Source organism: Pseudohalocynthiibacter sp. F2068 (assembly GCF_023015645.1).
Classification (GTDB): domain Bacteria; phylum Pseudomonadota; class Alphaproteobacteria; order Rhodobacterales; family Rhodobacteraceae; genus Pseudohalocynthiibacter; species Pseudohalocynthiibacter aestuariivivens.
In genome coordinates this window covers 104996-117177 of sequence record NZ_JALKAK010000012.1, presented here as the reverse complement: position 1 = coordinate 117177, position 12182 = coordinate 104996, and the positions used below count along the sequence as shown (strand labels likewise).

At 52.7% G+C, this 12182-nt stretch carries 12 protein-coding genes and 1 pseudogene; 5 read left to right on the top strand and 8 right to left on the bottom strand.

What is annotated here, in order from left to right:
- Positions 1-114: 114 nt before the first annotated feature.
- Together MWU63_RS14655 and MWU63_RS14650 are read right to left on the bottom strand one after the other, a co-directional pair.
- Positions 115-414 (bottom strand): annotated as a pseudogene (locus tag MWU63_RS14655) (flagellar motor protein MotB); the annotation flags it as partial.
- 102 nt (positions 415-516) lie between these two features.
- The gene (locus MWU63_RS14650) at positions 517-1419 is read right to left on the bottom strand and encodes a rhodanese-related sulfurtransferase (protein ID WP_247078521.1); all 903 of its coding nucleotides are present in this window, start codon (positions 1417-1419) and stop codon (positions 517-519) included.
- A 101-nt stretch (positions 1420-1520) separates the two neighbouring features.
- Between MWU63_RS14650 and pncA the strand changes: the two genes are divergently transcribed.
- The gene (gene pncA / locus MWU63_RS14645; protein ID WP_213890530.1) at positions 1521-2129 is read left to right on the top strand and encodes a bifunctional nicotinamidase/pyrazinamidase; all 609 of its coding nucleotides are present in this window, start codon (positions 1521-1523) and stop codon (positions 2127-2129) included.
- 87 nt (positions 2130-2216) lie between these two features.
- Entirely contained in the window at positions 2217-3509 is a 1293-nt protein-coding gene (gene pncB, locus MWU63_RS14640) for a nicotinate phosphoribosyltransferase (protein WP_213890529.1), read from the top strand.
- A 460-nt stretch (positions 3510-3969) separates the two neighbouring features.
- Here the strand turns inward: pncB and MWU63_RS14635 are convergent, their stop codons facing one another.
- Entirely contained in the window at positions 3970-5052 is a 1083-nt protein-coding gene (locus MWU63_RS14635) for a hypothetical protein (protein ID WP_213890527.1), read from the bottom strand.
- Positions 5053-5156: 104 nt separating this feature from the next.
- On the opposite strand from MWU63_RS14635, the gene MWU63_RS14630 reads away from it, so the two are divergent.
- Positions 5157-5345 carry a hypothetical protein gene (locus MWU63_RS14630; RefSeq protein ID WP_213890526.1) on the top strand — a complete coding sequence of 63 codons (189 nt, stop codon included), beginning with the start codon at positions 5157-5159 and terminating at the stop codon, positions 5343-5345.
- Positions 5346-5394: 49 nt separating this feature from the next.
- Here the strand turns inward: MWU63_RS14630 and arfB are convergent, their stop codons facing one another.
- The 5 genes from arfB to MWU63_RS14605 form a co-directional block, all read right to left on the bottom strand.
- Positions 5395-5817: an alternative ribosome rescue aminoacyl-tRNA hydrolase ArfB gene (arfB, locus tag MWU63_RS14625; protein WP_213890525.1), complete on the bottom strand. Its 423-nt coding sequence runs from the start codon at positions 5815-5817 to the stop codon at positions 5395-5397.
- Positions 5818-6083: 266 nt separating this feature from the next.
- Positions 6084-6725: a queuosine precursor transporter gene (locus MWU63_RS14620; protein ID WP_213890524.1), complete on the bottom strand. Its 642-nt coding sequence runs from the start codon at positions 6723-6725 to the stop codon at positions 6084-6086.
- 117 nt (positions 6726-6842) lie between these two features.
- A complete protein-coding gene (gene mepA, locus MWU63_RS14615; RefSeq protein ID WP_213890523.1) occupies positions 6843-7712 on the bottom strand; it encodes a penicillin-insensitive murein endopeptidase in 870 nt (289 codons plus the stop codon).
- Positions 7709-9043 carry an MFS transporter gene (locus tag MWU63_RS14610; RefSeq protein WP_213890522.1) on the bottom strand — a complete coding sequence of 445 codons (1335 nt, stop codon included), beginning with the start codon at positions 9041-9043 and terminating at the stop codon, positions 7709-7711. The genes mepA and MWU63_RS14610 overlap by 4 nt, the downstream gene beginning before the upstream one ends.
- A 63-nt stretch (positions 9044-9106) precedes the next feature.
- Positions 9107-9646 carry an acyl-CoA thioesterase gene (locus MWU63_RS14605; protein ID WP_213890521.1) on the bottom strand — a complete coding sequence of 180 codons (540 nt, stop codon included), beginning with the start codon at positions 9644-9646 and terminating at the stop codon, positions 9107-9109.
- A 137-nt stretch (positions 9647-9783) separates the two neighbouring features.
- Here MWU63_RS14605 and MWU63_RS14600 point away from each other — a divergent pair, with 137 nt between their 5' ends.
- A complete protein-coding gene (locus MWU63_RS14600; RefSeq protein ID WP_247078517.1) occupies positions 9784-10071 on the top strand; it encodes a YggT family protein in 288 nt (95 codons plus the stop codon).
- 68 nt (positions 10072-10139) lie between these two features.
- Entirely contained in the window at positions 10140-12179 is a 2040-nt protein-coding gene (gene recQ / locus MWU63_RS14595) for a DNA helicase RecQ (RefSeq protein ID WP_247078515.1), read from the top strand.
- The last annotated feature ends 3 nt before the right edge of the window (positions 12180-12182 follow it).

Genomic DNA, 12182 nt, shown 5'->3' with positions numbered 1-12182 from the left:
AGACCACATCACGCATTGAACATGCGCCCGCCAGTGCTTGAAACCTTATTAGAGAAAACGAAAATTACTGGTACTGAAATTGGGGGCTAGACAATTTTCTTCGGTTGGTTTGTGTGATGATGCGCCTGTCCCGTTTTGCGCCAGTGTTTCTTCTGAAAAGACACTGTCACCGCTGAAAGCACCATCACCCCCACCGGAAATCCGGTTCACTGGAATGGTGGGGCTAAAGTAATCAGCAAGCCCCTTGCGTTGTTGTTCAGTCGTTGCGTTCAGCAGCCACATAAGCATGAAGAAGGCCATCATGGCCGTTACAAAATCTGCGTAAGCAACCTTCCAGGCCCCCCCATGGTGGCCGGTGCTTACAACAATCTTCTTCCGCTTTATGATGACTGGCGCGTTTGGCATCGCGCTCATCCCACCACCTCTTTTCTCACCCGTGTTTAGGGGTAACAGAGAGGCATGAATGCAATCTTAATCTGGAAAACTGTTCGTACAAATGATGCGAAAACCTGCCGCTTAAGGCCCCATGTGGCTTTCGCCGCGGGCCTTTGACAACGCAATTTGTTTTTGCCGCTCGCGAAAACGTTCGCGCTGACTTTCAGTTTGCTCGTCAACACAAAGATGGCAGCTTACGCCCTCCTCATACTCGGGACGAGCCTTGTCTTCGGGCAAGATTGGCCGACGGCAGGCAAAGCACAACTCGTGCGGTCCCTCCACCAAACCGTGGCCCACTGACACCCGCTGATCAAAAACGAAACATTCACCATTCCATGTGCTGTCGTCTGCCGGGACGTCCTCGAGGTATTTGAGTATGCCGCCTTTCAGGTGAAAGACGTCTTCCACACCCTGACCAATCAAGTAATTAGTTGATTTTTCGCAACGTATACCGCCAGTGCAGAACATCGCGACGCGTTTGTTGTGAAAACGGTCTTTGTTTTCCTGCCACCAATCCGGAAACTCGCCAAAGCTTTTGGTCAGCGGGTCAATTGCACCCTCAAAGGTACCAATCGCCACCTCGTAATCATTGCGTGTATCAATGATGACAACATCATCCTGGCGGATCAGGTCGTTCCAGTCTTTTGGCGCAACATAGTTTCCAACAGCTGCCAGCGGGTCCACATCAGGCTGGCCCATGGTCACGATCTCGCGCTTCAGGCGAACTTTCATGCGGTTGAATGGCATCGTTGAAGCGGGGCTTTCCTTGTGCTCCAGATCGGAACAACCGGGCAGGGTGCGAATATGCGCCAGCATGGCATCCAGACCTTCGCGGCTTCCGGCTACTGTGCCATTGATGCCTTCGCGTGCCAGCAATAAGGACCCTTTGTTGCCATACGTGTCGCAAAGCGCCTGCAAGGGTTTTTGGATGGCGGCGATGTCGTCGAACCGGGTGAAATGATATAGAGCAGCTACGATAATCATGGCCGTCATTTATTCCTGTCTGCGCGTCTATGCAAGAGTGCAGCATTGACGCAGGGCCGGGTGCTGAATAGGCAAGGTACAGGCACAGAAGGAGCATCTGAATGAGACCTGCAAACGAAGCCCTGATTGTCATAGATGTGCAAAATGATTTCTGCCCCGGTGGTGCCCTTGCCGTTGCGGGGGGTGATGAAATCGTGCCGCTGATAAACGGGATGCTGCGTGACTTTCACGTGCGCGTTTTCACGCAAGACTGGCACCCGGCTGGGCATTCATCCTTTGCGTCCAGTCATACTGGCAAATCGCCGTTTGAGATGACAGAGATGCCTTATGGCCCACAGGTGCTTTGGCCGGATCATTGTGTTCAGGGGTCTACAGGGGCGGCGTTTCATTCAGCGCTTGAAACGGACCCAGCGAATATGATCATCCGCAAGGGGTTCCGTCCTGAAATAGACAGCTATTCCGCCTTTTTCGAAAATGACCATAAAACACCAACCGGGCTGGAAGGGTATCTTCGCACGCGCGGTGTTACGACGCTTACGATGGTTGGCCTCGCCACTGATTTTTGTGTGAATTTTTCCGCTGTTGATGCGGCCAATCTTGGATTTGACGTTTCTGTTGTCACCCCGGCCTGTCGCGCGATCGATCTTGATGGATCACTTGATGCGGCCATTAAAGGTATGAAGGCTGTAGGCGTTGAGCTTGTTGACTGATCAGATCGCGCCCATTGTCTCTTATGAAAAATGCTACACCTGCGCCGTTCGATGGCGTATCAACGCCGTTGGCACAGGAGTCTGGTAATGGTTGATATCGCAACCCGGGTTTATAACCACAAATGGAAGATCGACCCAATCGTCCGGTCGTTGATCGATACCGATTTTTACAAACTTCTGATGTGCCAGTCGGTGTTTCGCAACAAGCCTGACACGAATGTTACCTTTTCACTGATCAACCGCTCCACGCATATCCCGCTTGCAGATTTGATTGACGAAGGCGAACTACGCGAACAGCTAGATCACATTCGCACCCTGTCCTTGTCGCGCGGGGAAAGCACCTGGTTGCGCGGCAACATGTTCTACGGCAAACGCCAGATGTTCCGCTCGGATTTTATGGAATGGTTCGAACAGTTGCGCCTGCCCGCCTACCACCTTGAACGCCGGAATGACCAATATGAACTGACGTTTGAGGGCAGCTGGCCAGAGGCCATGCTTTGGGAAATTCCCGCTCTGTCCGTGCTGATGGAGCTGCGCAGCCGCGCGGTGTTGAAAGGCATGGGCCGGTTTGAGCTACAGGTGCTTTACGCCCGTGCAATGACCAAGGTCTGGGAAAAGGTTGAACGCCTGCGCGATGTAGACTCGCTCAAAATCGCCGATTTTGGCACCCGCCGCCGCCACAGCTTTCTGTGGCAGGACTGGTGTGTGCAGGCAATGCTGGAAGGGCTGGGCGACAGCTTTGTCGGCACCTCAAACTGCCTGATCGCCATGCACCGCGAGGTAGAGGCGATCGGCACCAACGCGCATGAACTCCCGATGGTGTATTCTGCATTGGCGGACAGTGACGAAGAACTCGCACAGGCCCCCTATCAGGTGCTTGCCGACTGGCAGGATGAACATGACGGTAACCTGCAGGTCATTCTGCCTGACACCTACGGAACAGAAGGCTTCCTGAACGACGCACCAGAATGGCTGAACCAGTGGACAGGCATCCGGATCGATTCAGGCGACCCTGCGACAGGTGCAGAAATTGTGATTAACTGGTGGAAAAGTCGCGGTGAAGACCCGCGCGAAAAGCTGGTGATTTTTTCTGATGGGCTGGATGTTGAAAAGATACTGGAACTGAACACGCAATTCGAAGGCCGGGTAAAGATAGCATTTGGCTGGGGCACATTGCTGACCAATGACTTTCGTGGCCTTGTGCCCAACGACGCCCTCGCACCATTCTCGCTGGTCTGCAAAGCCATCTCGGCCAACGGACGCCCAACCGTCAAACTGTCAGACAACCCAAACAAAGCAATGGGTCCGGCGGATGAGATTGCCCGGTATAAACGTGTGTTTGGGGTAGGGGAGCAGGAGGCGGTGGAAGTGGTGGTTTAGCCATTCTCTATGTTATAAGGGTTGTCTATTAAGGCCTGTCTTTCAGCGACGGTATAGTCTGTTTCTCGGCGACCAATTCGGGGCTTGCAGACATTCTCATACCAATCAAAAACTTTTCCAGATTTGTCGCGTCTTTTACCTTTCTCGAATATGTCACGATATCTTCTTGGTGAAATTCCGGAGAAGTGCTCAAGTTGAAGGGAATCTGTATCTTTCTGGCTCGTCGCAATTGCATCGCCATATAATAGTTCCGTTCTGCTTTTGGGGTAGGGTTCAATGAACACGATACGTTTTATGCCTGCGGCGATAATATGTTTCGCACAATTGTGACATGGGAACGTCGTAACGTATAGAATTGCGTTTTTCACGCCGCGCCCAAGTCTTGCCGCGTCTGTTATTGCATTCATTTCGGCGTGAACCATTCGACCATATTCAGTAATACTTCCAATTAGTGAGTCGTTTATCGCATCGCGGATTTTGCTTTTAGATAGAATTTTTTCTGGCGTCTTTTTTTTCGAATAACGTTTTTTTCTTTCAGAACTCTCAGAAAATCAAAAATAATTCTATTTGTTTCTTCTTTGTTAGCTTCTGCTTTTTTATCGACATCGCGTGCTTTGTTTTCATCTTCGTCCCAGTAATTTCCACCGGAGGGTTTGGGAACTTCGTTACAACCGATTGTAATAAGGTCCCCATCTTTTGAAATAATTGCAGCGCCAACTTGGCGAGACAGATCGACGGATCTTAACGATGCAGCTTTAGCGAGATAACTACCAAATTCGTCTCGTGTAGGCGCAATGCTAGTTTGGCCAAACAGAGCTCGTATGAAGCGACGGCATGTATTGGAAATTGTATCTTGCGTTGAAGCATCAATAAAAACATCTCCAAACTGAAAAATTACTCCAAGTTTTTGGCCGAAAATCAACTTGTTTCCGTTACCGTCCTCGTCTTCATTTTCGTCTCTTTTTATTAACTTTCTGGCATGCTCATCACAAGCATCGTTATCCAGATTCGGCAGCTCAACTCTGGTCCTTTGAGATATATTCGCATGCCGTTTGGATTTCTCTTGAGTGATCGACACCTGAATAAATTGCTTTCCATATACTCTTTCCAAAAGTTCAATTTCTTCTGGTCTTTTGAGTTGCCTGACTATGTAAGCTGTTTTGGTCGCAGGAAAGTCGCTTAGTTCAATAAGTTCGTTCGCACCTTCGACAGCTGGTATTTTGGTACCGCGTGTGGAATGCTCTTGATTTCTAGAATGTCTAATTCTTCGAATTGCTTCAACCGCAAGTATACCTTTTTGACCAAATAGCTCTCGCACTTCATTTCCAGCATCAATCTTTTTCTCAAGAGTATTGAGTATCGGTCTTTCATTTTTCTTTATTGCTAACAAGTCGGCAATCGACTCGCTCAAACTAATTAGATGAGGTGAATAATCTACCTCCTTTAGAGCGTTAGCTAGTGCTTGCTCAACCTCGTGAATGTCGCATCCAATCGGGCCAACCAAACCGAATACTAGCTCAGGAAAATTATGTGGGTCGGACATATGGTTTTTTAAATCCTCTTTAGGAGTTGGTGAGTTTCTCAACTATATGCTTGATACGATTCACGCCTTGATTCATTGTGAACAAAAAGTTTTGGGAGATATTTATGAGCAAGCTTGCAACCTCAATTGCTAAACCACAAGCAGAAATTCCATCGAAAGAATCTGGTGTAGGGAGATCAGCGGCAGAAATAATAAGTGAAGTTACAAATGAATTTAAGCAGATACAAAAATCTTTGAGTGCGCAATCGCCGTCAACTAGAGCTTATTTGTCAGGAAGGTTCCGCGCCAATTGAAAGCCTAATCACCAGACTGTTAGTTCGGAGAATAGATACTAAACACCGTTCATTGCTCCCCCTCAACCCGTCCCCGCAGCGTCTTCACTTCCCCGCGCACCTTCTTGGCCTTCAGCCGTCGCTTTTTCGACCCTAACGTTGGTCTTGTCGCGATCCGGCGTTTCGGGGCGACCAGTGCTTTTCGCACCAACTCTGTCAGCCGTTCCCGCGCGATTTCGCGGTTGCGGGTCTGGCTGCGGGTGTCTTCGACCCGCAGGATGAGTGCGCCGTCCAGTGTCCAGCGCCGTCCTGCGAGTCGCTTAAGCCGGGTCTTCACGGCAGGTGTCAGATTTGGGCTGCGCGCGGCCTCGAACCGTAGCTCGACCGCTGTCGAGACCTTGTTCACATTCTGCCCGCCGGGGCCGGACGAGCGGGTGAAGCTTTCGCTCAGCTCCCAATCGGCCAGCGTTATGTCATCGTTGATCTGCAACATGGTTCAAAGTCTATCGTCGGTACGTAAAAACGGAAAGAGCCCGCGCGAGCTTCGCACGGGCTCTCCTCGAGAATTGGAGGTGGCAAGCAGGGACCCGGAGGTGCGCCTGTAGCCAGATTGTTAAGTAGAGGGGCTGCCCCCTAAATCGTCCTCTCGCCTGTAACCTTTACCAGTTGCTCCTGTTTCCCAATAATCATTGGCACCTCCTTTCTGGTTGATATTCACAACTAGGAGCGTGGCACATATTTTGTGTTTGTCAAAAGAAATTACGCAGCATTTGCCATCATTTTGCCAACGAGCAGCCTAAAAGGCACCAGTGCGATCAGTGCGATTGTCGTTTTCACAACCCAATCAGCGACGGCAAGCGACACCCAAAGCGGTGCTTCGGCACCCACGCCAAGGAAGGGTACGACGCCACCGGCCCATGCGACAGCTTCGTTCGCCGCGGTTCCAAATACGGTTATTGATCCGGCAAAAGCGATAGAGAAGAACAGGGCCGTGTCGATGGTTGACCCGACCAGTGTGGACGCCAAAGGTGCACGCCACCATGCCCCGTCGCGCAGTCGGTTGAAAATCGCAACATCCAGCAATTGGGCGACCAAAAAGGCAATTGCAGAGCCGATTGCGATACGCAATGCAACGGCAGGCACCAGAACTTCGGGTGCAACTTCGATCATGATTTGCGAGCCAATCAGGGAACAAACAATGCCCGCGATGAAACCGACGAACACAACTTTGCGTGCCGCGTCAGAGCCATAAACGCGGTTCATCACATCAGTCACAAGAAACGAAAGCGGGTATATGAAGGCACCCCACGTCAGCCAGTTGCCAAACAGGAACTGCACAAGGATGTTGGACGCCACAACAATGGCAGCCATGGCGATTACGCCGGGAAGAATTCTGGTCATAAATCTGGTCCGTTTTATCAAGGTAGCGGAGACTTGGCCCTGCAACATGCAGGACGCGGCGCACGTAGCACAGGCTGATGCGCCAGATCAAGGCATTCTTAGCGGGTCACGTGCCTCTCAGTTCGCCGACAACACGCTTCTGCACTGCTGCGGCAGGTCCGCCAAAGTAAGCTCGCGCCGCGCACGAGGCGGTGGTGCATTCGGGTCAACCGGCTGTGGCGGGGGCGGGTTCAGAATGTCATCAACCCATTTTTGTGCCTCTGCGCATCCGTCTCCGGCGGGCGGTGGGTCTTGGTTCGTGCAATTGCGCGCTCCCCTTGGGCATTTCAGGCGCACGTGGAAATGATAGTGATGTCCCCACCATGGCCGGATCTTGCGCAACCACGTCCGGTCACCGGTTTCGTCGTTGCACATCTGAACCTTCGCGCCCGGAAATAGGAAAATCCGGGCGACCGCAGGGTCACTTGCGGCAGCCCGGAGAATGGCGTGATGCGCTGGCGTCCAATCGTTGTTGACATAAGCCCCTTCAGCGCGCCGCATCGAAACAGAAGACAGGTTTTCGCGCTGGCGGCGGCTAAGTGTCAAATTCATCGCTGGCCGCATCCAGATATCTGCATCCAGACCAATCTGATGCGATCTGTGACCAGACAGCATCGGCCCGCCCCGCGGCTGCGACATGTCACCGATGTAGAGCCCATTCCAGCCGAAACTGCGGGCATGACGACTAAGCCGTTCGATGAATGCAACAGTTTCGGGGTGTCCCCAATTGCGGTTCCGGCTAAGCCGCATGGCCTGCCAGGTCGGCCCGGTTTCGGGAAGCTGAACTGCCCCCGCAACGCATCCGCGTGCGTAACTGCCAAGCGGTGCCGCGTGTTGCTCAGACCCGCTTCGCATTGCGCCAAAAAGTTCTTTTGCAGGTTGTTCTGCAGCAGCAGATCCTGCCAAGCAGATGCTCAGAACAAAGGCTGCAACCGCTCGATACATCATGCGCCATGATCTCCTTCTGGTTTGACCCATCTTAGCAAAACCAGTCCTAAAACAAAGAGTGCGATAAGCGGCGATATTCCGAGGCTCTGACTACCGGTTATCGCGGTAACCGTCCCTATCAAAAGAGGCGCAATGAATGACGTTGCCTTACCTGAGAGTGCGTAAAGTCCGAACGCCTCTGTCATGCGGTTGGGATTCGCTTGATAGACCATCATCGTTCGGCTTGCCGATTGCAGAGCCCCACCAGCGGCCCCGATTGCTGCTCCGAGAACATAAAAAGCAATATCTGGCAGTTTTGAGGACGCATCAACCGCGATGCCAAAGACATGAGTGCGCGAAACAAACACCACCAGAACAGCGACGATTGTTAAGGTAACCACGCATAGTTTGATCACCGGTTTTGGGCCATAGGCTGCATCTGCACGACCCCCAATCCATGCAAAGACCGCACCGGTGATAATCGCCAGAATACCGAATATCCCGGTATCAACCGTGCTCCATTCAAGAACCCCTGCCGCGTAAATTCCACCAAAGGTGTAAATCCCGTTCAGCGCATCGCGGTAGAACATGGATGAGCCGAGGTAGGCAAACAGGCTGGGTGAACGGGGAAGCCGTTTGATCGTTTTCCAAAGATCAGACATTGCCCCCGAGGTTCGAGCAACAGATATCCCGGTTTGCTTGGGGTCTTTTACCCAAAGGAAAAACGGAATCATGAAAACAGCAAACCAGATTGCGGCGAGCGGGCCAACAAACCTGGTTCCCTCGCGCGCGGTCGCATCCAGACCGAACAACGGATCAAGCCCTGCCAGCGTTTTGCCGTTCCCTTGTTCTGCAAAAAACAACAGCATTGTGATAAGCGCTAGCAAACCGCCAACGTAGCCAAAGGCCCAGCCGTTGCCAGACAAACGGCCGATCTCTTCACGTGGGCCAAGGTCAGGCAGCATGGAGTTTGTAAAGATGGTGGCAAACTCCATCCCGATCAGCCCAATCACAAATGACACCATAATAAATGTCAGGTTGAAATTGTCGGGTGCTGACCACCAAAGCCCGAAGGCCCCTACGAAATACATGAGTGAAAACAGCCAGATCCAGCGTATGCGATTGCCAGAGTTGTCGGCGATTGCGCCAAGTATCGGAGCAAACAGCGCAATCAATATGCCCGCCGCCGCAACACCAAACCCCCAAATAGCCTGCGCATCGGCGCCGTCACCGATGATAGATTTAATGTAAGGGCCAAAAATAAACGTCAGCAATAGCGTGTTATAGGGTTGGCTGGCCCAGTCAAAGAAGAACCAACCCCAGATTTTCTTCTTCAGCGTGACTTCCGCCATTGCTCGTACCCCGGTTCTTTTCCTTGATAAGATAGCCAAAGCAGACGCTGCGCAAGCGATGGTTCAGTCCGCGGTTCGCTCCGGTGGCCAGGGCCGGGTTGCATCCGCATCGATCCAGTTCTTAACCCAGGCTGGCAAAGCGGGGCTTTCGACGACGTCGCCTATCGTCTCCATCACGCGTATCGGCGTGACGATGCCGTCCTTGCTGGTGACGGCAGTTCGATAAAGCGCCTGGCTGGTGCACTCACCACGTTTCCACATTGTCTGATCAATATAGATAAACCTGTCGTCCCAACCGACCGCACGGCTGTGAATTTCGACCTTGTCCATGACCCGCACGCGTTGTCGGTAGCGCACGGAAACACCTGCCATCGTCAGACCCCAGCCGTTTTTACGAAGCGCTGTTATCAACCCAACGCGACGGGCAAGGGGAATACGGCCCAGATCAAAAAGCGTAAGCGTGCGCCCATTGTTCAGCTCCAGCCAAAGGTCAAGATCCCACGGCCAGCACCTGTGATGCGATACATGTGTTCCCGTGAAAGGCAGCGGATCGGCATTTCGGCTTACGTACAACTCTTTTGTCATGCGGAAAAACGGGTACATCTGCAACTCTCCTTCGACTGCTCTGGTGCGTGAGAGAATTGCAGAGGTCAAGCCCAACGTAGCGGAACATAGCTTGCGTCATAGCAACGTAATGCTTAGGTCTTGGCCACGGGTTTTTGAACAAAGGTACCGCGCGCATGACTTCACTTTACCAAATCCTGATGCTGATCCTTGATGTGCTTTGGTTCATCATGATCGCACATATTATCATGAGCTGGCTGATCAACTTTCAGGTACTGAACTTGCACCAGCCAATCGTTGCGCAGGTCTGGGACGGCCTGAACCGTTTGTTAGAGCCGGTTTACAGCCGTATCAGACAGTTTTTACCCCCGGTAAGCGGCCTTGATCTGGCCCCGCTGGTTGCGTTCATCGCGCTGATTGCCGTTCGGATAATCCTGCGCAACAACGCTGCACTTTTCTACTAGGGATTGTCGCCGCGCAGGCGGTGTGAAATAGTCCGGGCAAATCGAGCAATAAACAAAATTAGAGGCCCATGTCCCGCGCGCAGGAATTTCTGTCATCTGTCTTTGGATTCTCTGAGTTTCGCCCCGGACAGGCCGAGATTGTTGATGCTGTGATTGCGGGTCAGAACACGCTGGCAATCATGCCGACGGGTGGTGGAAAATCGCTTTGCTTTCAACTTCCTGCGCTTTGCCGCGAAGGCGTAACGGTTGTGATCTCCCCGCTGATTGCCCTGATGCGCGATCAGGTGCGTGCCTTGCGTCAAGCCGGGGTAGAGGCCGGGGCGCTTACATCCGGAAACACAGATGAAGAAACTGAAGAGGTGTATCAGGCGCTCGATGCGGGTCGCCTGAAACTTCTTTATATGGCACCCGAACGTCTTTCAGCGGGTGGTACACAAAATATGCTTCGGCGTGTTGGTGTCAGTCTGATAGCGGTGGATGAGGCGCATTGCGTCAGCCAATGGGGGCATGATTTCCGCCCCGATTACCTGCGTATTGGTGAGCTGAGGAAGAACCTAAATGTTCCGCTTGCCGCATTTACCGCAACAGCGGATGAAGAAACGCGCGCTGAGATTGTCACCCGTCTGTTTGAGGGTGAGCCGCCGGCCAGCTTTCTTTATGGTTTTGACCGGCCCAATATAAACCTTGCGTTTCAGGCAAAGAACAGCCCGCGCCAACAGATTTTGTCGTTCGCCAGCGCGCGCAAAGGTCAGCCGGGCATTGTCTATTGTGGCACCCGCGCCAAAACGGAATCTCTCGCACGTGCCCTTTCAGACGCCGGACATCTGGCATGCCATTATCATGGTGGCATGGCAGCCGAAGACCGCCGCGTGGTCGAATCCCGTTTTCAGCGAGAAGATGGTTTGATTGTTGTTGCAACCGTTGCCTTTGGCATGGGTATCGATAAGCCCGATATCCGTTGGGTAGCGCACGCGGATTTGCCTAAGTCGATCGAGGCTTACTATCAGGAAATTGGCCGTGCGGGTCGCGATGGTGCGCCTGCAGAAACGCTTACTTTGTTTGGTCCGGAAGATATTCGTCTGCGGCGAACTCAAATTGACGAAAGCTTGGCACCAGCAGAACGCCGCATGGCAGACCATGCGCGTCTGAACGCGCTGCTGGGGCTGGCTGAATCGCTGCGGTGTCGTCGACAGACCTTGCTGCGCTATTTTGGTGAAACGCCGGACCCCTGTGGCAACTGCGATCTTTGTGAAACCCCAGCCGATGTTTTTGACGGGACCGTTGCCGTCAGGAAAGCCCTGTCCGCAATTCTGCGCACGGGCGAGTATTTTGGCGCCGGGCATCTGATCGACATTCTGACAGGCAAAGAAACTGACAAGGTGCGTCAGCGCGGGCACGAAACCTTGCCAACCTTTGGTGTCGGCAAGGAATACAGCAGCCCGGAATGGCAGGCAATTTTCCGGCAGATGATGGGTCATGACCTTGTGCGTCCCGATTCAGAACGCCACGGTGCGCTGCGCATGACAGACATCGCGAGGCCGATCTTGCGGGACGAGGCTAGGATTGAACTGCGTCGTGACACGATAAAGAATGCGCTGCACCGTCCTGCTGTAAAGTCGCTGGTCAGCGACGAAGATGCCCCGCTATTGTCTGCGCTAAAGGCGAAACGCCGCGCATTGGCTGAAGCTGCAAATGTGCCAGCCTATATAATTTTTAATGATCGCACGCTGATAGAGATGGCTGAAACCAGACCGGCCACGATGGATCAGATGGCCGGTATTGGTGGCGTCGGAGCGAAGAAGCTGGAAAGCTATGGGTCCGAGTTTTTGCAGGTCATCACGGGTGATGCAACTGAAGCTTCGCACCCTGCCAGACGAAAGCTATCCGGGCGCAATGCCGGTACCCTTTATGACCAGTTGTTGGAAGTGCAGGCAGAGTTACAGCGCGGCCCGGACGGGACGGATAAACCGATGAGCTGTTCTGCCTCGCTACTTGCTAAAATTGCGGCAATGCGCCCAAAAGAGATCGGTAGTATTACCAGAATGCTGGGTGACAAGCGGGCAGAACGGTTTGGCCCTGCATTTCTTGAAGTTCTTACGGAAGGATAACGC

Coding starts and splice junctions, on each gene's coding strand:
- recQ (WP_247078515.1), top strand. CDS start 10,140: ATGTCCCGCGCGCAGGAATTTCTGTCATCTGTCTTTGGATTCTCTGAG.
- MWU63_RS14635 (WP_213890527.1), bottom strand. CDS start 5,052: ATGTCCGACCCACATAATTTTCCTGAGCTAGTATTCGGTTTGGTTGGC.
- MWU63_RS14610 (WP_213890522.1), bottom strand. CDS start 9,043: ATGGCGGAAGTCACGCTGAAGAAGAAAATCTGGGGTTGGTTCTTCTTT.
- mepA (WP_213890523.1), bottom strand. CDS start 7,712: ATGATGTATCGAGCGGTTGCAGCCTTTGTTCTGAGCATCTGCTTGGCA.
- MWU63_RS14600 (WP_247078517.1), top strand. CDS start 9,784: ATGACTTCACTTTACCAAATCCTGATGCTGATCCTTGATGTGCTTTGG.
- pncB (WP_213890529.1), top strand. CDS start 2,217: ATGGTTGATATCGCAACCCGGGTTTATAACCACAAATGGAAGATCGAC.
- MWU63_RS14605 (WP_213890521.1), bottom strand. CDS start 9,646: ATGTACCCGTTTTTCCGCATGACAAAAGAGTTGTACGTAAGCCGAAAT.
- MWU63_RS14650 (WP_247078521.1), bottom strand. CDS start 1,419: ATGATTATCGTAGCTGCTCTATATCATTTCACCCGGTTCGACGACATC.
- arfB (WP_213890525.1), bottom strand. CDS start 5,817: ATGTTGCAGATCAACGATGACATAACGCTGGCCGATTGGGAGCTGAGC.
- MWU63_RS14630 (WP_213890526.1), top strand. CDS start 5,157: ATGAGCAAGCTTGCAACCTCAATTGCTAAACCACAAGCAGAAATTCCA.
- MWU63_RS14620 (WP_213890524.1), bottom strand. CDS start 6,725: ATGACCAGAATTCTTCCCGGCGTAATCGCCATGGCTGCCATTGTTGTG.
- pncA (WP_213890530.1), top strand. CDS start 1,521: ATGAGACCTGCAAACGAAGCCCTGATTGTCATAGATGTGCAAAATGAT.